Annotated in this window: 21 protein-coding genes and 1 pseudogene; 12 read left to right on the top strand and 10 right to left on the bottom strand. The window is 55.2% G+C overall.

Translation table 11 applies throughout. From position 1 onward, the window contains the following. The 5 genes and pseudogenes from fliO to rcsA all read left to right on the top strand — a co-directional run bounded on the left by fliO (position 1) and on the right by rcsA (position 3,102). On the top strand, positions 1-375 hold the full coding sequence (gene fliO / locus HCH49_RS02655) for a flagellar biosynthetic protein FliO (RefSeq protein ID WP_023312309.1): 375 nt from the start codon (positions 1-3) through the stop codon (positions 373-375). After that, positions 375-1,112: a flagellar type III secretion system pore protein FliP gene (fliP, locus tag HCH49_RS02650; RefSeq protein ID WP_033145903.1), complete on the top strand. Its 738-nt coding sequence runs from the start codon at positions 375-377 to the stop codon at positions 1,110-1,112. The genes fliO and fliP overlap by 1 nt, the downstream gene beginning before the upstream one ends. Before the next feature lie 9 nt (positions 1,113-1,121). Continuing rightward, positions 1,122-1,391 (top strand): flagellar biosynthesis protein FliQ, encoded by a 270-nt coding sequence (fliQ, locus tag HCH49_RS02645; RefSeq protein WP_008500315.1) that lies wholly within the window; start codon positions 1,122-1,124, stop codon positions 1,389-1,391. Positions 1,392-1,398: 7 nt separating this feature from the next. Then, positions 1,399-2,191 (top strand): annotated as a pseudogene (fliR, locus tag HCH49_RS02640) (flagellar biosynthetic protein FliR); the annotation flags it as partial. A 287-nt stretch (positions 2,192-2,478) separates the two neighbouring features. Continuing rightward, the gene (gene rcsA, locus HCH49_RS02635) at positions 2,479-3,102 is read left to right on the top strand and encodes a transcriptional regulator RcsA (protein WP_008500313.1); all 624 of its coding nucleotides are present in this window, start codon (positions 2,479-2,481) and stop codon (positions 3,100-3,102) included. 101 nt (positions 3,103-3,203) lie between these two features. Here rcsA and dsrB read toward each other — a convergent pair whose 3' ends face one another. Continuing rightward, complete coding sequence (dsrB, locus tag HCH49_RS02630; RefSeq protein WP_013097741.1) at positions 3,204-3,392, bottom strand: protein DsrB; 189 nt, start codon at positions 3,390-3,392, stop codon at positions 3,204-3,206. A 129-nt stretch (positions 3,393-3,521) separates the two neighbouring features. Here dsrB and yodD point away from each other — a divergent pair, with 129 nt between their 5' ends. Both yodD and HCH49_RS02620 read left to right on the top strand, forming a co-directional pair. Continuing rightward, on the top strand, positions 3,522-3,749 hold the full coding sequence (yodD, locus tag HCH49_RS02625; protein ID WP_008500310.1) for a YodD family peroxide/acid resistance protein: 228 nt from the start codon (positions 3,522-3,524) through the stop codon (positions 3,747-3,749). 301 nt (positions 3,750-4,050) lie between these two features. Then, entirely contained in the window at positions 4,051-4,851 is an 801-nt protein-coding gene (locus tag HCH49_RS02620) for a mannosyl-3-phosphoglycerate phosphatase-related protein (protein ID WP_033145905.1), read from the top strand. On the opposite strand, the gene dgcQ is transcribed toward HCH49_RS02620, so the two are convergent. The 3 genes from dgcQ to HCH49_RS02605 all read right to left on the bottom strand — a co-directional run bounded on the left by dgcQ (position 4,848) and on the right by HCH49_RS02605 (position 7,782). Next, positions 4,848-6,536, bottom strand: a complete 1,689-nt coding sequence (gene dgcQ / locus HCH49_RS02615) for a cellulose biosynthesis regulator diguanylate cyclase DgcQ (protein ID WP_221702136.1) — start codon at positions 6,534-6,536, stop codon at positions 4,848-4,850. The two genes, HCH49_RS02620 and dgcQ, sit on opposite strands and share 4 nt — an antisense overlap. Before the next feature lie 73 nt (positions 6,537-6,609). Then, entirely contained in the window at positions 6,610-6,792 is a 183-nt protein-coding gene (locus HCH49_RS02610) for a YodC family protein (protein ID WP_023312315.1), read from the bottom strand. Positions 6,793-6,870: 78 nt separating this feature from the next. Beyond that, positions 6,871-7,782, bottom strand: a complete 912-nt coding sequence (locus tag HCH49_RS02605; protein ID WP_032658668.1) for a DUF808 domain-containing protein — start codon at positions 7,780-7,782, stop codon at positions 6,871-6,873. Positions 7,783-7,960: 178 nt separating this feature from the next. Between HCH49_RS02605 and yedA the strand changes: the two genes are divergently transcribed. Further along, the gene (gene yedA / locus HCH49_RS02600; protein WP_033145907.1) at positions 7,961-8,875 is read left to right on the top strand and encodes a drug/metabolite exporter YedA; all 915 of its coding nucleotides are present in this window, start codon (positions 7,961-7,963) and stop codon (positions 8,873-8,875) included. Here yedA and HCH49_RS02595 read toward each other — a convergent pair. The 3 genes from HCH49_RS02595 to HCH49_RS02585 all read right to left on the bottom strand — a co-directional run bounded on the left by HCH49_RS02595 (position 8,847) and on the right by HCH49_RS02585 (position 11,497). Further along, entirely contained in the window at positions 8,847-9,338 is a 492-nt protein-coding gene (locus tag HCH49_RS02595) for a very short patch repair endonuclease (RefSeq protein ID WP_064672751.1), read from the bottom strand. The genes yedA and HCH49_RS02595 overlap by 29 nt on opposite strands. Further along, positions 9,319-10,734 carry a DNA cytosine methyltransferase gene (locus HCH49_RS02590; RefSeq protein ID WP_069303031.1) on the bottom strand — a complete coding sequence of 472 codons (1,416 nt, stop codon included), beginning with the start codon at positions 10,732-10,734 and terminating at the stop codon, positions 9,319-9,321. Before HCH49_RS02590 ends, HCH49_RS02595 begins: the two co-directional genes overlap by 20 nt. A 61-nt stretch (positions 10,735-10,795) precedes the next feature. Then, complete coding sequence (locus HCH49_RS02585) at positions 10,796-11,497, bottom strand: phosphohydrolase (RefSeq protein WP_064672753.1); 702 nt, start codon at positions 11,495-11,497, stop codon at positions 10,796-10,798. A gap of 284 nt (positions 11,498-11,781) precedes the next feature. On the opposite strand from HCH49_RS02585, the gene ompC reads away from it, so the two are divergent. Further along, positions 11,782-12,948 (top strand): porin OmpC, encoded by a 1,167-nt coding sequence (gene ompC / locus HCH49_RS02580; protein ID WP_033145911.1) that lies wholly within the window; start codon positions 11,782-11,784, stop codon positions 12,946-12,948. Positions 12,949-13,000: 52 nt separating this feature from the next. Here ompC and HCH49_RS02575 read toward each other — a convergent pair whose 3' ends face one another. After that, positions 13,001-13,864: an N-acetylmuramic acid 6-phosphate etherase gene (locus HCH49_RS02575; RefSeq protein ID WP_033145912.1), complete on the bottom strand. Its 864-nt coding sequence runs from the start codon at positions 13,862-13,864 to the stop codon at positions 13,001-13,003. Positions 13,865-14,028: 164 nt separating this feature from the next. Between HCH49_RS02575 and HCH49_RS02570 the strand changes: the two genes are divergently transcribed. Next, positions 14,029-15,645, top strand: coding sequence for a sensor histidine kinase (locus tag HCH49_RS02570; protein WP_039263791.1), 1,617 nt, complete (start codon positions 14,029-14,031; stop codon positions 15,643-15,645). Continuing rightward, positions 15,642-16,361 (top strand): two-component system response regulator DcuR, encoded by a 720-nt coding sequence (gene dcuR / locus HCH49_RS02565; RefSeq protein WP_045887823.1) that lies wholly within the window; start codon positions 15,642-15,644, stop codon positions 16,359-16,361. The genes HCH49_RS02570 and dcuR overlap by 4 nt, the downstream gene beginning before the upstream one ends. Here dcuR and HCH49_RS02560 read toward each other — a convergent pair. Beyond that, complete coding sequence (locus HCH49_RS02560; protein WP_221702134.1) at positions 16,342-17,304, bottom strand: FAD:protein FMN transferase; 963 nt, start codon at positions 17,302-17,304, stop codon at positions 16,342-16,344. The genes dcuR and HCH49_RS02560 overlap by 20 nt on opposite strands. 94 nt (positions 17,305-17,398) lie before the next feature. Further along, on the bottom strand, positions 17,399-20,179 hold the full coding sequence (locus HCH49_RS02555; protein WP_221702132.1) for a flavocytochrome c: 2,781 nt from the start codon (positions 20,177-20,179) through the stop codon (positions 17,399-17,401). Between the two features lie 605 nt (positions 20,180-20,784). Here HCH49_RS02555 and HCH49_RS02550 point away from each other — a divergent pair. Then, entirely contained in the window at positions 20,785-22,293 is a 1,509-nt protein-coding gene (locus HCH49_RS02550) for an anion permease (RefSeq protein WP_072196639.1), read from the top strand. The last annotated feature ends 24 nt before the right edge of the window (positions 22,294-22,317 follow it).

The following is a 22,317-nucleotide window of genomic DNA, read 5'->3' as shown; positions in this document are numbered from 1 at the left end:
ATGAAAACCCAGGCAACAATATCACAGCCTTCTGCCGTTCCCGGCTCGCCTCTGCTCCAGGTGAGCGGGGCATTGTTCGGTATTATTGCCTTTATTCTTATCGCCGCCTGGCTGGCGAAGCGCTTTGGCCTGGCGGGTAAAACCGCCGGTGCTCGCGGCCTGAAGGTCAGCGCCAGCACCACGCTGGGACCACGCGAGCGCGTGGTCATCGTCGAGGTAGACGATGCGCGCCTGGTCCTGGGCGTCACGGCCTCAAACATCAGCGTATTACATAAGCTGCCGCCCGCCCCTGTTGTGGTGGACGAGCGCGCAGACGCCCCTGCGGATTTTCAGTCCGTCATGAAGAGTTTGCTTAAGCGTTCCGGGAGATCCTGATGCGCCGTTTGTTATCCCTGACGCTTGCGGGCGTTGGCCTGTTTGCTCCCGCGGTCTATGCACAGCTGCCCGGTCTGGTCTCCACCCCTCTCGCGGGCGGCGGACAAAGCTGGTCGCTTCCGGTGCAGACGCTGGTGTTCATCACCTCGCTGACGTTTATTCCGGCCATCCTGCTGATGATGACCAGCTTCACCCGCATCATCATCGTCTTTGGTCTGCTGCGAAACGCGCTGGGAACCCCTTCCGCGCCGCCAAACCAGGTTCTGCTGGGGCTGGCGCTGTTTTTGACCTTTTTCATTATGTCGCCGGTGATCGACAAGATTTATACCGACGCTTACCAGCCGTTCAGCGAAGACAAAATCTCCATGCAGGAGGCGCTGGATAAAGGCGCGCAGCCGCTGCGGGAATTTATGCTGCGCCAGACGCGCGAAGCCGACCTGGCCCTCTTTGCCCGCCTGTCCAACACCGGCGAGATGCAGGGACCGGAAGCGGTGCCAATGCGTATTCTTCTGCCTGCCTATGTCACCAGCGAGCTGAAAACCGCGTTCCAGATTGGCTTTACCATCTTTATTCCGTTCCTGATTATCGACCTGGTGATCGCCAGCGTCCTGATGGCGCTCGGGATGATGATGGTGCCGCCCGCGACCATTGCCCTGCCCTTTAAGATCATGCTCTTTGTACTGGTCGACGGCTGGCAGCTGCTGGTCAGTTCGCTGGCGCAGAGTTTCTACAGTTAAGGAACGGCAATGACACCCGAATCGGTCATGATGATGGGCACGGAAGCGATGAAAATCGCAATTGCCGTTGCCGCGCCGCTGCTGCTTGTCGCGCTGGTTACCGGTCTGATTATCAGTATCCTGCAGGCCGCCACGCAGATTAACGAAATGACGCTGTCGTTCATCCCGAAAATCATCGCCGTGTTCGTGGCGATTATCGTGGCCGGGCCGTGGATGCTGAACCTGTTGCTGGACTATATGCGCAACCTGTTTACCAATCTGCCGTACATCATCGGCTGACCTGACGATGCTGCACTTCACCAGCGACCAGTGGGTTCAGTGGCTCGGCGTCTATTTTTGGCCGATGCTGCGCATCATGGCGCTGATATCCACCGCCCCGATTCTCAGTGAGAAATCGATACCCAAGCGCGTCAAGGTGGGGCTGGGCATTATCATCTCCATTATCGTCGCGCCCTCTCTTCCCCCCGTGGATATTCCGATCTTCTCGGCGAACGCGGTGTGGGTGGCCCTGCAACAGGTGATGATTGGCGTCGCCGTCGGCTTTACCATGCAGCTCGCCTTTGCCGCGGTGCGTACCGCAGGGGAACTGATCGGCCTGCAGATGGGGCTATCGTTCGCCACGTTTGTTGACCCTGGCAGTCATCTCAACATGCCCGTGCTGGCGCGTATTATCGATCTGCTCGCCATGCTGCTGTTCCTGTCGTTCAACGGCCATCTCTGGCTTATCTCCATGCTGGTGGATACGTTCCATACGCTGCCGATTGGCGAAAATCCGGTGAACAGCAACGCTTTCCTCGCGCTTACCCGCGCTGCGGGGCTGATTTTCCTCAACGGGCTGATGCTGGCGCTGCCGATCATCACCCTGCTGCTGACCGTCAACCTGGCGTTAGGTTTACTCAACCGAATGGCGCCGCAGCTTTCGGTGTTTGTCATTGGTTTTCCGCTGACGCTGACGGTTGGGATTTTATTAATGTCATTACTGATGCCACTTATCGCTCCCTTCTGTGAACATTTATTCGGCGAGATATTCAACCTGTTAGCGGATATTGTCAGCGAGCTGCCACGTAAATAATAGCCCTCACTGTTGCTATTGTCTTTCTGAGGATATTCCTAAAATAAAACGCGTAAAACATCTTCCAGGATATATCTGACGCGGTTTAATTGTTTCTAACCATCTCACAATACTTAATATTTACTTTACTTTAAGAAGATTCCTGGCAAATTATACGTAACTTTACGGGATAGTGAGTCCGCCTGAAAGTCTTTGTCATGCTCACAGGTTTATTATTTTTTTCCATCCCGTATGGCTGTTTTGAGCTCTCAGGCAGATGGTGAATTATCGTTACGCATTGAGTGAGGGTATGCCATGTCAACGATCATTATGGATTTATGCAGCTACACCCGGCTAGGGTTAACCGGGTACCTGGCAAGCAGAGGGGTAAGAAAGAGAGACATCAACGATGCACACACCGTTGACGAACTCGCAGCCGCTTGTGACGAACTAAAACCAGGCGTGGTGTTTATTAATGAGGACTGTTTCATTCACGATCCAGCCAACAGTCAGCACATTAAGCAAATCATTAATCAGCATCCAAAAACCCTGTTTATTGTTTTTATGGCGATCGCGAATATCCATTTCGATGAGTATTTGTTGGTCCGTAAAAATTTATTGATCAGTTCTAAATCGATTAAACCCGAGTCGCTGGATGACATTCTGGGTGATTATTTGAATAAAGAAGTTAAAAATGTAGGAGCGGTTAACTTACCCACCCTATCATTAAGCAGGACTGAATCAAGTATGCTGCGAATGTGGATGGCGGGACAAGGAACTATTCAGATCTCTGACCAGATGAATATTAAAGCGAAAACCGTTTCGTCACACAAAGGAAATATTAAAAGGAAAATTAAAACGCATAATAAGCAAGTGATCTACCACGTGGTACGCCTGACCGATAATGTGACGAACGGGATTTTCGTCAACATGCGTTAGTCGCTTAAGACCTGTGCACCCTACCTTTGATCTCTGGCCTGGCCAGAGATTTTTGCTTCTGGAAAGGTTGTCGGGCACGCGATGTGCTACCCGACGCCGTGCTACTCCGCCTTCTCGACAAAAATGCCGTCCGGATGCCCCAGTTCGTTAAAAAACCAGATGCCGAGCGGGTAGTCTTCAAGCGATACCAGGTACATTGTGCCTTCGCTAAACTCTTCAATTGCCAGCACCACACCCGGGCGGCGCGGCCCACCGTCCGTTTTAACGGTTACCCGATCGTTGACCTTCATACATTCCTCCTCTGGTTTTGAGCCAGTGTAGAACAAAACGCAAAAACGCACATCGCCGCCCGGCGTGATTGGCGTTTTTATACACAGTCTATACTTACCGTTGGACACGGCTGAAAGAGGAACCCCGTAATGAAGACCGATAAAGAGTACAGCGACACCATCAAGCGCGAAGTCGAGGTGGATGTCGATGCCCTGCTGGCCGCCATCAATGAGATCAGTGAGTCAGAAGTCCGCCGGTCGGACGACAATTCGGACCGCGTCATTGTCAACGGAAGGGATTATCACACCTATCGCGAGCTGGCGGAGGCCTTCGAGCTTGATATTCACGACTTTAGCGTGTCTGAAGCCAATCGGTAGGGCGAAAAAAATCCCGGCCATGGGGATGACCGGGATCAAAACTTGCTTATGCAAGAAGCACTTGAAAATTCGTTACACCAGGAAATCTGATGTATATGCCACACTATCCCCAACGAATTTGGCTGACAAGCATATATTCTTACGATGAATATAATATTTTTAACATAATGCTTTTTGTTATGAGCAATAACTCACGCTGAATGCGGGTTTGCCAGGAGCATTCCTCTTTTCTCCGGTTTTCGCCTTCATTATTTTTTAGGAATTTTCTTAGAGCGAGACGCATCTGTTACCAGGAGTCGCTATGCCTTCACTGCGGGATACATTGCTGATTTTCTCTGACCTGGATGGTTCACTGCTGGATATTCACACCTATGAGTGGCAACCCGCCATGCCCTGGCTGGACAGGCTGCTGGATAATCAGGTTCCGGTTATTCTTTGCAGCAGCAAGACCGCGGCAGAGATGCTCGATCTCCAGCTGGATCTGGGGCTGGAAGGCTTGCCTTTTATTGCCGAGAACGGCGCGGTGATTCAGCCTGACGTGCGCTGGGATAAGGTTCAGCGCCAGATAAGGGGGATGACGCACCGGGATATTCGCCCGCGAATCGAACAAATTCGCCTGCAGACGGGCTATAAATTCACTACCTTTGACGACGTGGATGAGCACGTTATCAGCGAGTGGACCGGCCTGACGCGCTACCGTTCGGCGCTTGCCCGCAAGCATGAAGCGTCCGTCACGCTCATCTGGCGCGATACCGACGAGAAACTGGTCCAGTTTGAAGAGGAGCTGGCGAATGTCGGCCTGAAATGCCTGCAGGGCGCGCGCTTCTGGCATGTTCTGGACGCCCGCTGCGGCAAAGACGTTGCGGTGAACTGGCTGATTGAGCAATACCGCGAGCTGGAAGAGATTGAACCCACCACGCTGGGGCTCGGCGACGGTCCCAATGATGCGCCGCTGCTCGACAGCGTTGACTTCGCGGTGGTGATTAAGGGCATTAACCGCCAGGGCATCACGCTACGGGACGATAACCCTGCCCGGGTTTATCACACCCGGCAGCCCGGCCCGGCGGGCTGGCAGGAGGGGCTGGATCACTTCCTCTCCTAATCCCGCCAGACGACCCGGTTACGCCCGCTCTGTTTGGCCTGATACAGCCGGACGTCCGCCACGGACTGCAGCTGTTCAAACTCGTAGTTACCCGCTTCATCCGCGCTGCTGACCCCAAGCGACGCGCTGACGCGCAGGGTCGTGCTCTTCTTCACCAGGATCTCCTTACTGTTGATCCGGCAACGTATACGGTCCGCGACGCTTCTCGCCTCCTCCAGACCGATCCCCGGCAGGACGACGCAAAACTCTTCCCCGCCTACGCGCCCTGCCACATCATTCTTGCGTAACGCGCTGGCAATCAGCCCTGCCGTGTGGGAGAGCACCTTATCCCCGGCCTGATGGCCGAAGCGGTCGTTGATATTTTTAAAATGGTCGAGATCGATCTGAATCACCGAGAACGGCAGCGACTGCTGGCGACAGGTTTCCGCCAGCAATTTTGCGCGGTCGAACAGCGCGCCGCGATTATTCAGCCGGGTAAGCGGATCATGCCAGGCCTGCCACTGGAGCGAGTGCTGAAGCGTGTACATGTTACTCACCATGCGACGGATCACCAGCCACGAGATCAACAGCATGGCGGTAAAGAGCGCCCACATCAGCGCCAGCACGATACTGATGCTGCCGAAGTCGTCCTGTACCCCTTCGTGCAGGGTGTGGATCCGCAGGACAACGCCGTCGAAGTGATCGAGTCGTTCCCAGCTCACAAAACGGCTTCCGAGGCGGATCCCGCCGCCGGTGGCGTGCTCAATCGCCTGCGCAATCTGCGCCGTTTCGCGTTCGTCAAAATGGTTAACCGCGTTTTCCGTATGGGCAGAGGTGGCAATCATATTGAGCCGGGTATCGTACAGCTGATACTCCCCTTCCGTTCGGTCTTCCGTCGCATCGGCCAGCAGACGCTGCATGGTGCCCAACGTAAAATCCATCGCCACGACGCCATACCAGTAATGGTCGAAATAGATGGGAACGCTGGCGGTGATCATACGTTCATCATTGGTCCAGGATGAGGGTGTGGAGATGAACCAGCGCACCGCGCGAGCGCGATTGTTCCGCTCTGACTGCTGGGTAAACCAGGACTGCGTGACAAGATGGTAATAGCGGGAGGTAATGTCGCCCGCCTGGTCCGGCGTATCGGTGGAAATGAAAAACCCGGCGCGGGAGACGTAGATCACGCGCGCTTCCGTTTGCGCTCTCGACGACGCCAGCCTGAGCAGATACCCCACTTCGAGCGTGGCAGAAATCTCGTGGCTGAGGCGTTCGGCGTCACGATTCAGAAACGTGGTTTTCTCGACGAAGGCATCCGAGACACCGTTAATGGGAAGGGTGCGTTTTTTATCAACGGCAAGCTGCCAGGTGGGGAGCATGCGGACTGAGCTAAAGCGTGACACCGCATTCTGAAGTACATCAAATGCCAGCGGCGTCTGGATCGCATCATGCATGCCCTGACGGAACAACAGCATCCTGTCGACGCTGTTCTGCAGCTGCCTGTCCAGCGAACTGGCGACCGTATCCAGATGGTTACGCTGGCTGGAGATGTACGCTTCTTCCAGTACCACCACTTCACGCCAGGTCAGTAGAGTCGAAAATACCAGAACAACCAGAAAACAGAGATTAACAATCAACCCCGGATTGCTATGCTTATGCAGCCATTGCAAAAAAGATTGTCTTACAACAAAGGTATCGCGCTGCACACACACTCCCTGATCGCTGCCTTACACCCGGTACTGGAGATAAAAACGCCCGGCAAAGCCGGGCGTTATGTGATTAAGCCTTATCCCGCTGGTGCTGCCCGTCCCCCGGCTGAAGCTCATCTTCACGAAATGCTTCCCGCTTGATGCCATAGCCATCGTGCCACCGACATTCCACCATTCCGCTGGAATACCCGGTCACAATCATACGTGGGCCGCCCTTCTTAGGCTTAACTTCATCACTGACCAAAAAGACCATACCTGCCTCCTGTATCAGGGTGAAACTGTTTCAATTTAGACGAGGAATGGTCTTTTTGCATCCCATAACGGGTAACAATTAGTGCGACGTGCCGCGAATTTTTTCAACCAGCTTCACCGCCGCGACCACGATAGCGCCAATGATGAAGCCCAGCACCAGATTCAGCAGCGTGGGCAGAATCGCCGCGACAACGGCCCCCTGCGCCGAGGAAAAATGTTCGATCGCATGGTGCAGCGGCGCGATACCGTGCACCACGATCCCGCCGCCCACGAGGAACATCGCCAGCGTGCCCACCACCGACAAACTCTTCATCAGCCACGGGGCCAGCACCAGCAGGCTTTTGCCGATGCCTCTTGCCACCGCGCTCGATTTCTCCTCCAGCCAGTAGCCGATATCATCCAGCTTGACGATCAGACCCACCAGGCCGTAGACGCCGACCGTGACCAGAATGGCGATGCCGGAGAGGATCAGAACCTGATTCAGGAGCGGCGCGTCAGACACGATACCCAGCGTAATGGCGACAATCTCTGCGGACAGGATAAAGTCGGTCCGAATGGCGCCTTTGACCTTATCGCGCTCGAAGGTTTTCGGATCCTGAGCGGCCAGCGCTTCAAGACGCTGCTGGCGCATCTCCGGCGTATCGCTCTGCTTGCGCGCGCTAAAGGAGTGCAGGACCTTCTCTACGCCCTCGAAGCAGAGAAACGCCCCGCCAATCATCAGCAGCGGCGTGATGGCCCAGGGAATAAACGCGCTGATCAGCAGCGCCAGCGGGACCAGAATCACCTTATTCAGGAAGGAGCCTTTTGCCACGCCCCACACCACCGGCAGTTCACGGTTAGCCCTTACCCCACTCACCTGCTGGGCGTTAAGCGATAAATCATCTCCCAGCACGCCTGCGGTTTTTTTCGCCGCCAGTTTCCCCATCACTGAAATGTCATCCAGTAAGGTCGCAATATCATCCAGCAATGTTAATAAGCTACTTCCTGCCAAAATCTTAATCCTTCATTTTTTGGTAATTAAGTGAATAGTATGGAGCAAAAGCGCAAACCCGGAAACACCCACCTCACGTCAACAAAAAATTCACATCTGCTACACAATTAAAGGGCTCGCCAGCGAGATAGTTTTCGCGTTTACTATCAGCGACCTTTTTATTTCGTCGTGAGGGATTATGCGTTTCCGGCAATTGCTACCGCTCATTGGGGCACTCTTTTCGCTGTACATCATCTGGGGCTCAACCTACTTTGTCATTCGCATCGGCGTGGAAAGCTGGCCGCCACTGATGATGGCGGGCATCCGCTTTCTCTCGGCTGGCGTGCTGCTGCTGGCCTTCCTGCTGCTGCGCGGGCACAAGCTTCCCCCGCTGCGCCCGATGCTGAATGCCGCCCTGATCGGCCTGCTGCTGCTGGCGGTGGGAAATGGGTTTGTAACGATTGCCGAGCACCAGAACGTACCGTCCGGGATCGCCGCCGTGGTCGTTGCCACCGTACCGCTGTTTACCCTCTGCTTTAGCCGCCTTTTTGGTATCCGCACCCGCAAGCTGGAATGGCTGGGGATTGGTATTGGCCTTGCCGGCATCATTCTTCTGAACAGCGGCGGTAACCTGAGCGGGAATCCGTGGGGCGCAATCATCATCCTGATTGGCTCGATGAGCTGGGCGTTTGGTTCCGTCTACGGTTCGCGTATCGAACTGCCGACCGGCATGATGGCGGGCGCGATTGAGATGCTCGCCGCCGGGATTGTACTGCTGCTCGCCTCCACGCTGACGGGAGAAAAGCTGACGACCCTGCCGCCGCTGTCGGGCTTTCTGGCGGTAGGCTACCTGGCGCTGTTTGGTTCCATCATCGCCATTAACGCCTATATGTTCCTGATCCGCAATGTCTCGCCGGCAGTCGCCACCAGCTATGCCTACGTCAACCCGGTCGTGGCCGTGCTGCTCGGGACGGGATTGGGGGGAGAAACGCTCTCTTCCGTTGAATGGCTGGCATTAGGGGTGATTGTTTTTGCCGTCGTGCTGGTCACTCTGGGCAAATATTTACTGCCCGCAAAACCGGTGGTCACGCCTTGCGAGGTGGAGAAACCGTAAGCAGGTGAATACCCTGCGTGTCGATCTGCGCGGTCTGGCCGCCGCCGCAGATCCACTCCTCCAGCCGCTCGGTCAGATCGGTATCGTTCAGTTTTAATCTGCCTCTCAGCGCACACTCCCAGACGATCAGCACCCGCCAGCCCTGCGCAATCAGCGCGGTGAGATCCCGTCTGTCGCGCTCGACGTTCTTGCCAATTTTATCCAGCCAGAAATCGGTGCGCGTCGCGGGGACTTTAAACAGATAGCAGTCGTGGTGATGCCAGAAACAGCCGTGGGTAAAGATGATGCACTGCCAGGCGTCGATGACGAAATCCGGGCGACCCGCAAGCGCGGGATCCTGCAAGCGGAAATCAAACCCCGCCTGCGTCAGCAGCCCGGCCAGGCGCTTTTCGATGGCGGTGTCACGGGTGCCGATGGCACGCATATTTTTGCTGCGCGTGGCCTTATCGTGAACATCCGTCATTGACGGCCTCACCCTGACGGAGTGCCACCGCCTGTCTGATGCGCGAGGCCAGCAGTTTTGCCACGGCGGCGAACGCGGGAACCACCACCGAGTTACCAAACTGGCGGTACGCCTGGGTATCCGAAACCGGAATGCGGAAGCGGTAACCCTGCGGGGTCTCAAATCCCATCAACCGGGCGCATTCCCGCGGCGTTAAGCGTCGCGGCCGGTGACGCTGGTTGTGCGGATCGTCGAAATCTTTTTCACCCAGCGCCTTGTCCCAGCCTCTGTCGATCAGGATCTCTGCCCCATCCTTATAGTAGCGAGCGGACAACGTACGGGTCACGCTGTGCGGATCGTTGGGGTTTACCATCCCAAAACCGAAGCCGTTGCCCTTCGCCTGATGTTTCTTGGCATAGCGGTAGAGGTATTTCCACAGCACCGGGGTAAGGATAAATTTCGCGTCAACGACAGGTTCCAGCAGATCGGCAACGGTAGGACGACGCTCGGGATACAAAGACGGAATATCACGAAGGGTGAAATCCCCCTTGAGATTGAGGTCGCGGCGGAAACCCACCAGCACGATACGTTCGCGATGCTGGGGCAGAAAATGTTTCCCATCAATGATTTTAGGATCGTCCGCGCCCATGTCCTGCGAGTCGGCCACGTCATAACCCAGCTCATCCAGGGTCTGCATAATAATGCGGAAGGTTTTTCCGCCGTCGTGGCTCTTTAGATTTTTGACGTTTTCCAGCACAAAGATGGCCGGGCGACGGGCGTCAATAATGCGCGCCACATCAAAAAACAGCGTTCCCTGGGTATCGCAGGCAAAGCCGTGGGCACGTCCAAGGGCATTCTTTTTGGAGACACCGGCCAGCGAGAAGGGCTGACACGGGAAGCCGGCCAGCAGCACGTCATGCGCCGGGATCGTCTGGCGGATGTGCTCGGCGGCCTGTTCATCGCTCACGCCGCTTTTATGGCTCAGGGTGACATCGCGGATATCCGCGTTGAACTGGTGCTCGTGCGGATCGCAGTACCAGTTGGCCTTGTAAGTCCGGACGGCATGCTTGTTCCACTCGCTGGTAAACACGCACTGTCCGCCGATAGCTTCAAAACCGTGTCGGATACCGCCGATACCGGCAAACAGATCGATAAAGCGGAAGGCATAGTTCGGATGCGCGGCAGGAGGACGCGGAAGCAGGTTTTGCAGATAACGAAACTCGCCTTCACTCAGGCGACGCCCTGCGCGTTCGCTGGTCAGCAGACGCTTAAGGATCGCCGGGCTCCAGTGGCTCTCGCCGTGCGCCACCAGCAGATTGGCCAGCGTTTTAGCATCATAGATATCCAACAGCTGGCGCAGCAACGCCTGCACCGTTGCCGTTGATTTCTCAGCCTGCTCGGGCGCGGGCTCTGTCACTGATCGATTTTCCTGCATTCTTTTAACCGGAGAGTAAAGACTGGAAACAGATTACCACAGTTCAGTTGCGCAAACTGCGACGGAAGCGGCTCAACACCTGGCTATCCAGCCCGATGCAGTCGCCGTGTAATTCGGCACTGAGTTTCGCCATAAACTGGATCAGGAAATCGGCATTGTGGCGTGCCAGCTCGCGGCCCATTTCCGTTTGCATTGTATCAGGCAATCGCAGCAGCTTGGTCTGAAAATGGTCGAGGGCAAACGCACGGTCATCAAGGATACGCGCATCGGCAAAGGGATCGTCTGCATCAAAAAGCGGCACGCCCAGCGCGCCCGAGACGGCAAAGACGCGCGCCAGGCCGATCGCGCCTAACGCTTCCAGCCGGTCTGCGTCCTGCACAATTTTGGCTTCCATGCTCTGTGGCGCAATCCCGGCGCTGAAGCTGTGCGCCTCAATCGCGTGCGCAACGGCGGCTGCGTGCTCTGGCGGAAACTCAGGGAAGTCGCGGCGCAGAATGTCACACGTCCTGCGCGCTGCCATCTGGGATGACCGGCCGCGTTCGGGATGGTTTTTCGGCAGGCTGACAATATCGTGGAAATAGCATGCGGTCAGGATCACCAGCGGCTCCACCGCCTGATCAGCCATGATTTTTTGCGCCGTCATCCAGACCCGACGAAAATGCGAAATATCATGTGCGGTATCGTCGGTGCTGTGGTTTTCCTCAAGCCAGCGCTCAAATCGCTGCTGCCACCGGGCAAGTTCCATCGTCATATCCTGTTGTTTAAAAGTGCATGAATTATAACATAGACGAATTAAATCAATTTAAAAATAGAGCCACGAAATACTTAATAATAATTACACCGTATAAATTCAATGAATTAATTCAGCAGAAAAATAAAGAGATTAATAGAAATGTTTGGCAATATTTCATAGGATTTAATTACATTTATTTTTGAAACTAAATAACACTTCCTGGAATAGTATCAAGCCTGTAATTGCGGAGGGTGATTACATATATTCATATAAATTATGCTTGAAGGGAATATATAATGAAAAGAAAAGTTCTGGCAATTGTGGTACCCGCGTTATTAATGGCAGGCGCAGCCAATGCGGCTGAAATGTACAACAAAAACGGCAACAAAGTTGACCTGTACGGCAAAGTCGACGCGCGTCATACCTTCTCTGACAACCCTGGCGACGACGGCGACGAAACCTATGTGCAGATTGGTTTCAAAGGCGAAACCCAGATCGCTAACGATCTGATCGGTTACGGCCAGTGGGAATATAAAACCTTCGCTAATAATACCGAGGGCGCGGGTGACAAATCGTTTAACCGCCTGGCGTATGCTGGCCTGAAATATGGTGAATACGGTTCATTTGATTATGGCCGTAATTACGGCGTCGTGTACGACGTTGAAGCCTGGACCGATATGCTGCCTGTATTTGGCGGTGACTCTTACACCTGGACCGATAACTTTATGAACGGTCGTGCTAACGGTCTGGTAACCTATCGTAACCAGGATTTCTTCGGTCTGGCTGAGGGTCTGAATTTCGCGCTGCAGTATCAGGGTGCGAATGAAGGTCAGGATGCAACAGAAGGTCAGGAAGGCACGAAAAATGGCCATGACAATGTTCGTTTCCAGAACGGCGACGGCTTTGGTATGTCTACCACCTATGATTTTGACTTCGGACTGAGCCTGGGTGCGGCATATTCATCTTCCGACCGCACGAACAAACAGGTTGCATACGGTGCAGGTAACTACAACCGCTACAGCCCGTATGCAGGTGGCGAACGCGCTGAAGCCTGGACCATTGGCGCAAAATATGATGCGCAAGGTGTTTACCTGGCCATGATGTATGCGGAAACCCGCAACATGACGCCATATGGTAATGTTGGTATCGCCAACCAGACCCAGAACTTTGAAGCCGTAGCGCAGTACCAGTTCGACTTCGGCCTGCGTCCGTCTCTGGCATGGGTTTATTCCAAAGGTAAAGACATTGGCGGCAATGATTACAACCCAGGTAATAATTACGACTATGTTGATCAGGATCTGGTGAACTATATCGATCTCGGTATGACCTACAGCTTCAACAAAAACTTCTCCACTTACGTTGATTATAAAATCAACCTGCTGGACAACGATGAAAGCTTCTACGAAGCCAATGGCATCTCAACTGATGACATCGTTGGCGTAGGCATGACCTACCAGTTCTAATTCCCCAAAATACCAAAGGCCGCAATTGCGGCCTTTTTACTATCTGAAGATCTTACGGCGCTTCCTGCAGCGCCACGCGGATAAACCCGTTATTCTGCGCCAGCAGTTCATGGGCTTTCCACGCATCCAGCCCTGTCAGCACCATCAGTACCGCCGTTTTACAGTTATGGTTACAGCTCTCCAGCGCGGCTTTTGCCTCCGCCCGTGTGCATCCCCCCGCTTCCATCACAATGGCGATTTGCCGTTCAGCCCATTTGGTCGTGCTTGCCTCAAGATCCACGCGCAGGTTGCTGTAAACCCGTCCGGTTCGGACGGCCAGCCCGGTGGCAATCATCGAGAGGATCATTTTTTGCGCGATCCCCGCTTTGGTGTTGATATAGCCTGCGACGACGTCGGCCCCCAGCTCCGGAGCGATAACCATGCTCGCCAGCTGCGCGGCTTCGCTTTGCGCATCACCGGTAACAATAGCGACCGGTGAACCCAGCGACCACGCATGGCGCATTGCCCCCCAGACCCACGGCGTTTTTCCGCTGACGGTCACGGCCAGCATCATATCGTGTTCACCAAACTTGATGGCCTGCAGATCGGCAACGCCGCGCTCGTAGCTCCCTTCCCCTTCTTGTGCCGTAACGGCCATTACAGGGGTTTTGCCCGGCGCATATTCATCGGCAATCTGTTGCGCTACGCGCCCTGACGGCCCCGCGCCAACGACGATCAGGCGACCGCCGTGGCTGAGCGTCGCGGCGGCGTTGTCCACCACGCGGGCAATAATATTTAAACAGGGGGTAATCGCAGCAGAAATGAGTGCATCATCCTGGTGAATGACTTTCAGCATGTCCAGCGTGGACAATCTATCAATATTCATCGTGCTGGCGTGCCGTCTTTCCTTGACCGAACCGGTAAGCATAACGCTCATAAACAGCCTCCTTATTATGAGTACCCACACACTATAAAGTGTTTTATATAGATGACCTGCGAGGAGGGTCACGAAAAGAGGACCAAATCCACGCCTTTACATGGCTTTAAGAAAAGCGCGTCATCGGCGATAATTACCCCTTTCTTAATCATCGCGGAGTGTTGATGAGCGATTTGCAGCCTTTCCTTCCGACGCGCAAGCGCCCCATGAAGCTGAACACCCTGGTCACGCTGATGGTGTGCGCGATTATTGCCTCTGTGCTGCTGGTGGTCTTTGCGCTCTACTCCGTACAAATCACCCGGGCGACCCGCGATGATGTAAAAGATACGGCTCTGGGTATTGCCAGAACGCTGGCCAACAGCCCGGAGATCCAGCGCGGCCTGATGCAGGCACCGCAGGAGAATATTATTCAGCCCATCGCCCAGGCGGTGACGAAACGAAACGATCTGCTGTTCACCGTGGTCACCGATATGCGCGGGATCCGCTACTCTCACCCGAACGAGGCGCTGCTGGGGCTGCATTTTATCGGTGACGATTTAACTCCCGCGCTTGAAGGCAAAGAGAACGTATCGGTAAACCGGGGTGCGCTCGCCGAAGCGCTTCGCGTCTTCACCCCAGTCTACGACGGCCAGCACGAGCAGATCGGCGTGGTGGCGGTAGGTATCTCCCTGAAAAAGGTTGAAGAGCAGATCGCTCGCGGGCGGCTCAACGCCGTCTGGACCATTTTATTCAGTATTTTTATGAGCTCCATGGCGATTTGGGGTCTGGTGCGGGTACTGAAACGCATCCTGTTCGGGCTCGAACCTTACGAAATTTCCGCCCTATTCGAACAGCGTCAGGCGATGCTGCAGTCGCTTCGCGAGGGGGTGCTGGCCGTCGATATTCACGGGCGCGTGACGATGATCAACCAGACCGCCAGAGAAATATTGCTTCTCCCTTCCGGCAAGCAGACCGAAAACGCCAGCGCGCCCCTGCTGGCCAGCCTGCGCGAAGTCTCCAAGACGGGCGTCGCGCGCCAGGATCAGGAGATCAGCTGTAACGGGCGTCTATTGCTGTGCAACATGGTGCCCGTTAAAAGTCAGGATCGGGTAATCGGCGCCATCACCACCTTCCGTGATAAAACGGAAATCAGCCAGCTGATGCAGCGTATTGATGGCATGGTCAACTACGTCGACGCCCTGCGCAGCCACACGCACGAGTTTATGAATAAACTGCACGTGATCCTGGGCCTGCTGCACATGAAGCGCTACGACAAGCTGGAAGAGTACATCATCCAGACGGCACATAATTACCAGACGGATATCGGTACGATACAGAGCAAGGTAAAATCCCCGGTTATTGCCGGGTTCCTGCTGGGTAAAATCAATCGGGCGAAAGAAGCGGGCGTCACCCTGACGCTGGCGGATGAATGCCAGATACCGGATACCGCGAGCGAAGAGCAGGTCGCGGTGCTGATCACCGTGCTGGGTAACCTCATTGAAAACGCGCTCGACGCGATGGAAGGACAGCAGGAAGGTGAGATCGGCCTGCTGCTGCATTATCAGAATGGCTGGCTCAGCTGCGAAGTCAGCGACGATGGCCCCGGCATTGAACCCGCTCAGCTGGAGGCTATTTTTACAAAGGGCTTCTCAACAAAAGGTGAAAACCGCGGCGTTGGGCTGTTCCTTGCTCGCCAGCAAATTCAGAACCTCGGCGGCGATATCACCGTCGAGTCTGAGCCAGGCGTATTTACCCAATTTTTTGTTCACATCCCCTGGGATAGCGAGAGGAATATCGCGTGATAAATGTATTAATTGTCGATGATGACGCCATGGTAGCCGACCTCAACCGTCTGTATGTCAACCGTGTTGAAGGTTTTAGCTGCTGCGGCGTCGCCTCCACGCTAAACCAGGCCGAGGCCATCATTAATAACCCCGGGCAGCCTGTCGATCTGGTGCTGCTGGATGTCTATATGCAGCAGGATAACGGGCTGGATCTGCTGCCCGTTATTCGCGCATCCGGTCGCCCAATCGATGTGATTATGATCTCGTCGGCTGCCGACGCCGCCACGATCCAGACCTCCATCCACTACGGCGTGGTGGATTATCTGATCAAGCCGTTCCAGTTCCCACGCTTTGAAGAGGCGCTGAACGGCTGGAAGGCAAAGCATAGCCTGATGGGTTCGCACCAGTATTATGAGCAGGCCGACGTCGACCGGCTGATCCACGGCGGGGCGCCGGAACTGGCGGACAGTAAAAAGCTGCCGAAGGGGTTAACGCCGCAAACGCTGCGCACGATTTGCCAGTGGATTGACGCTCACCCGGAGACGGAATTTTCTACCGATGACCTGGCAAGCGCGGTCAATATCTCCCGCGTGTCCTGCCGCAAGTACCTGATTTGGCTCGCACAAATCAACATTCTGTTCACCAGCATTCACTACGGTGCCACCGGACGTCCGGTGTATCGCTACCGTCTCCAGCCGGAGCAGACCGGCCTGCTCAAGCAATACTGTCAGTAACGCGGTAGTCGTTATCCAGCAGGGTAAAGCGGAAGTGGTGTGCTGAAGAGAACACCACTTCTTTTGTTTTGGTCACAAAGATAGCTTCAATATCGGGGCGCGCGCGCAGGGCGGCGCAGCCTTTTTCGACGCCCATGCCGTACATCAGCGTGGTCCAGATATCGCCGTCGATGGAGTCCTTCGAAACAATCGTTACGCTGTCCAGCTCGTTGTCCAGCGGATACCCGGTGCGCGGATCGAGAATATGGTGATAGCGCCTGCCGTTTTGCTCAAAGTAGCGCTCGTACGTTCCCGACGTCACGACGGAGAGGTTCTCTACGGTCATCGTGCCGATCAGCGCATCACCGGCGAACGGTTTTTTCAGCCCCACGCTCCAGCCCCCTTCCGGCGAGCCTAACGTCTGAATGTTTCCGCCGAGGTTGATCAGCCCCAGCTCAGAGCCCTCTTTATGCAGGTAATCACGCACCCTGTCGGCGATATAGCCTTTGGCAATGGCCCCCAGATCGATCTCCATCCCCGCTCTGGTCAGAAACACGCTGCTGCTGGCCTCATCAAGAAGAACATCCTCAGGACGGGTTATCGCCAGCAGCGACGCGATTTCATCGGCAGGCGGAACGCTGTCCCCCTGAAAGCCAATTTTCCAGCGCTTCACCAGCGGACCTATCGCCAGGTTAAAGGCGCTGTCCCTGAACAGGCTTGCCGCTTTGGCACAGCGGATCAGCTCAAACACCGGCCGGCTGACGGTAACCGGATGCTGGCCAGCCGCATGGTTGATGTCCATCACCTGCGAGTGCGCGCGGTTAACGGTGAGCAGATCTTCGTACTGTTTGATCAGGCGAAACACGCGGGACGCGAGGGCTTCGTCGTGGGAGAAGAGTTTCAGGAGAATGGGTGAGCCCATCAGGACGGCGGAGTAGCTGTAAACGCGATGGCTATCAGGCATGGCTGGATTCCTCAGATGTAGCCCCGGCAGGCACCGCGCCGCCGGGGAAAATGCCGGATAGCGCTGGGCGTATCCGGCCTACAACACAGGGGTCTTACTGCTTTTTCGAACGCATAGCCGCCTGATGTCCTGCAAGCGTACCAAAAATAATGATATCCGCCACTGCGTTACCGCCGATACGGTTACCGCCGTGGATCCCGCCGACCACTTCACCGGCCGCAAACGCGCCTGGCAGCACGTTGTGGTTGCTGTCCAGCACGCAGGTTTCGGTGTTGATGGTCACGCCGCCCATGGTGTGGTGCACGCCCGGTGCAATCTGAATGGCGTAGAACGGCCCTTCGTTGATAGGCGCGCGCAGCGCGGTGGTACGGCCAAAATCATCATCGTACTGTTTTTCAACGAAGCCGTTGTAACGTTCCAGCGTCGCGAGAAAAGCGTGGTGATCCATACCCAGCGCCTCAGCCAGGGCTTTTGGCGAGCTGGCGCTGGTCACGAAACCTTTCGCGATGTACTCATCCGCGGCTTTGTTTTTGGCACGTACGTGCTCGTCAAAGACGATGTATGCGTATTTCTCCGGCAGCGCGATGATTGACGCCGAGACTTTATCGCGGGTCGACATTTCGTTGTAGAAGCGCTCCCCTTTCTGATTGACCAGAATCGCCCCGCCGCCGCGAATGGATTCGGAAATCAGGTACGAGGTTTTCTGCTCTACGGTTGGGTGAATCTGAATTTCGCCCATATCCACGGTACCCGCCCCGATGCGCTCCAGCAGCGCGATGCCGCCGCCGGTTGCCCCTTTGTGGTTGGTGGTAACGAACCCTTCCAGATCAGGACGGTATTTCACCACCATCTGGCTGTTAGCGCTGAAGCCGCCGGTGGCGACAATCACGCTTTTGGTTGCCACGGTGACGGTTTCGTTCTCTTCGGTGGTCAGACGTACGCCGGTCACTTCGCCGTTCTCGAAGATGATGTCGCTGACGGAGGTATCCAGCATCACCTCGATGTTGCGTTTGTTGACGTTACGCACCAGGCCGCTGATCAGGTAGCCGCCTACCGCTGAACCGTCTTTTGGACGGTGAGTACGGTCGATGCTCATCCCTCCGGTGGTGGTGATGTCGTTCAGCATGATGCCGCGCGTGGCCAGCCACTCAATTGCCTGCGGCGCGTTCTCGACGAAGCGACGCAGCAGTTCCGGGTTGTTCTTGTTGCCGCCGCCTTTCAGGCTTTCCTGATAGAACAGCTCTTTGCTGTCCTGAATGCCCTTCACGCGCTGGAAGCGGGTTTCGGCGGCGTTCATACCGGCAGAGGCTTTAATGGTGTTCCCGCCGATGGTCGGCATTTTCTCGACAATCAGCACGCTCGCGCCTTCGTCGTGAGCCTGAATCGCCGCCGCCAGACCGGCGCCGCCGCTGCCGACAACGACCACGTCCACGCTGCGGGTTTCGTTCGGATCAACGCCCTCTTCCGCGGCCAGCGCTTTGCTGGATTTCAGCATCGCTTTAGAGACCGCTTTCTTCACCGCTTCACTCTGGCTGGTTGCGCCGGTGATGGCATCCACGTGCGGGGTATTGGCGTCCAGAATGCGGGTACGGATCTCTTCAAAGCTGGTTACAAACTCAACGTCTTCGCTCGGGCCGGAGGCCAGTTCGATGTCCGCAATGCGGTCGGTTTCAAGGCTGACGTTAATCACCAGTTCGTTAGCGTCATCCTGCACTTTCTCAGCAAAGGTACCCGGTTTGAATTTGGATTCGCCCATGCTCATGTCGCGGATCATCGCTTCCACCAGCGAGAAGCGCCACAGCGGTTCAGGAATGCTGAGCTCTTCGCGCTGGGTGCTGTCCATAAACAGCTCCAGGCTTTCGCCGGCCGCGATGCGGTCGGTCCAGTCCGGATAAGCGATGGTGGCGCGGCCAACGGCAATCAGGTCGTAACCGTGGTCCAGCGCTTCATTCACATCAGAAGCATTCACCACGCCGCCCACGCCCATGACCGGAACCTGCGCCAGCGTTTCAGAACGCATCGCGCAGTATTTTTCGATAAGCGGGGTGGGATCCTGGGTGTCGACAATGGAAGGACGCAGGGTCGCGCCGACGGAGAAGTGCAGATAGTCCACGCCGCGCGCCGCCAGTTTTTCCAGCAGGTACATGGTGTCGTCAAAGCGGATGCCCGGGACTTCCATCTCTTCAGGGGAGAAGCGGTAGCCAATAATAAACGCGTCGTCCGCGTACTGGCGCACCATTTTGTGGGTAATGTCCAGCACGGCCAGCGGGAACTTCGCGCGGTTATCGCGGCTGCCGCCCCACTCGTCGTCGCGCTGGTTTGAATTCGGGGAGTAGAACTGCTGAATCAGATAGGTGTTCGCCCCGTGGATTTCCACGCCGTCGAAACCGGCCTGGATGGCGCGGCGCACCGCCTCACCAAACTTGCCGATCATGCCTTCCACTTCTTCAGCGGTCAGAGCAACCGGCGTTGCGGCACCTTCACGCGGCGCGGCTACGGCGCTCGGGCCAACCGGGGTGCGGCCACCAATCAGTTTTGGGTCGACCATGCGGCCGCCGTGGTAGATTTGCAGCAGCGCCTTAGATCCTTTGGATTTAATGGCCTCCGCGATTTTCGCCAGCCCGGCAATTTTCTCGTCATTATCAATACCGATGGCACCCGGGAAGGCGAGACCGAGATCGTCGACGAAGCAACACTCCACAATGATGGTGCCAATGCTGCCGGAACGGGCCCGATAGTACTCCACCAGCTCGCTGGTGACGGTGCCGTCAAAATAGCCGGTACAGGTTGTCATAGGGGCCATTAACAAACGGTTTTTCAGTTCAGTGCCATTCGGTAATGTGAAGGGGCTAAGAATGCGTTCGTTAGTGCTCATAATAGAAACTCCAAACTTTTAAAAAATAAGAATTCGTTATCGGATTGATTTTTTATTTCGTCGTTATTTGCCGATGTCATGATATTAATATAATGATTTTTTTAGTTTCTAAAGTTATTACGTTAGTTAAAAAACTATTTAATCCCTGCGATAACACAAATAACACATTGGTGTTAGCGATTGTAATTCAGCCATTCACAATAATTTAAAAACCGTTAAAATATGAATGGTAAAACCAATTCACCTTAACACACATAAAACCAATAAAAACAAAACTTTGCAATCACACCAAAATCTATCTTGTTAAAGAAATGATAAAAAACACGCAAAAAACAGGCAATAACCACATACGCCAGAGTGGTTATTAATAAAAGCATAAAAATAACGCTGCAATTCTATTTTTTTGATCGCGATCAATAGTTATGGCATTCAAAAGCGCAATATAAAAACATCATCTTTTTTTTAATTTAGCGCACACAAAAACGCGTTAAATCGCTATTACTGAAAATACAAGAAAGCACCTTTAATAACTAAAAAAAGCAAAGAAACTAAATAAAGCGCTTTTTCAGTGCGACCGAATTTTTGACAACTTAAGACGTGAAACTATGAATACAAAAACTGCTGTAACGCCCCCTGTGGCGAACCAGGCATCAAATGGAAACGCAAAACGATTGCTGATGATGGCGTTACCCGTCATCGTCGCCGTACTGCTGCTGTTTGTTCCCGTTCCTGAAGGCTTGCCGCCTTACGCATGGCACTACTTCGCCATCTTTGTCGGCGTGATCGTCGGTCTGATCTTCGAACCGCTGCCGGGTGCGGTGATCGGCCTGACCGGCGTGGTCGCCATTGCCCTGTGCAGCCAGTGGGTGCTGTTCAGCCCCGATCAGCTGGCTGATCCGAAATTCAAGCTGGCGGGCGCCTCCTTTAAGTGGGCGGTGAGCGGGTTTGGTAACTCTACCGTCTGGCTGATTTTCGGTGCCTTTATGTTCGCCGCTGGCTATGACAAAACCCGCTTCGGCCGCCGTCTGGCGCTGATTCTGGTGAAGTACCTCGGCCGTCGCAGCCTGACGCTCGGTTACGCCATCACGTTTGCGGACCTGCTGCTGGCACCGTTCACCCCGTCCAACACCGCGCGCAGCGGCGGGACCATCTACCCGATTATCGCTAACCTGCCGCCGCTGTACGGTTCAAAACCTAACGACCCAAGCGCGCGTAAGATTGGTTCATACCTGATGTGGGTGGCGATCACCGCGGCCTGTATTACCAGCTCAATGTTCCTCTCCGCCCTCGCGCCAAACCTGCTGGCCCTGGCGCTGGTGAAAAGTACGGTTGGGATTGATATCTCCTGGGGCACCTGGTTCCTCGCCTTCCTGCCGCTGGGTATCCTGCTGATTCTGACCATGCCGCTGCTGGCCTACTGGTTCTACCCACCTGAAGTCAAAGTGAATAACGAAGTGCCGCTGTGGGCGACCCGCGAGCTGGAAAAACTCGGCAAACTGTCCCGCAATGAAATTCTGCTGCTGGTGTTCGTATGCTGTGCGCTGCTGATGTGGATCTTCGCCGCCGCGTGGATTGAGCCTGCCATGGCAGCCCTGCTCATCGTCGGTCTGATGCTGTGGACCGGCGTGCTGGAGTGGAACGATATCACCGGTAACAAGGCCGCATGGAACACCTTCGTCTGGTTCGCCACCCTGGTGGCACTGGCGGATGGCCTCTCCTCTACCGGCTTTATCAGCTGGTTAGGTAAAGAAGGCGGTCTGTTGATGAGCGGTATCTCTCCGGGCGTGGCGACCGTCGTCCTGCTGCTGGCGTTCTACCTGCTGCACTACCTGTTTGCCAGCACCACCGCGCACACCACGGCGCTGCTGCCAGCGATGCTGACCATCGCCTCCACCATCCCGGGCATGAATATGGAAGTGTTCGTTCTGCTGATGGTAACTTCGCTGGGCGTCATGGGGATCATCACCCCGTACGGTACTGGCCCAAGCCCGATTTACTACGGTAGCGGCTACCTGCCAACCAAAGACTACTGGCGCCTCGGCACCATCTTCGGTGCCATCTTCCTGGCGGCCCTGCTGCTGATTGGTTATCCGTGGATGTCCATGATGTTCTGATTCCTGACCGCCGGACTTCTCCTC

Source organism: Enterobacter sp. Y17, from assembly GCF_019730495.1.
Lineage (GTDB): Bacteria > Pseudomonadota > Gammaproteobacteria > Enterobacterales > Enterobacteriaceae > Enterobacter > Enterobacter asburiae_B.
Note: the sequence above shows the minus strand (reverse complement) of the source record. Positions and strands in the feature narration are given on the sequence as shown.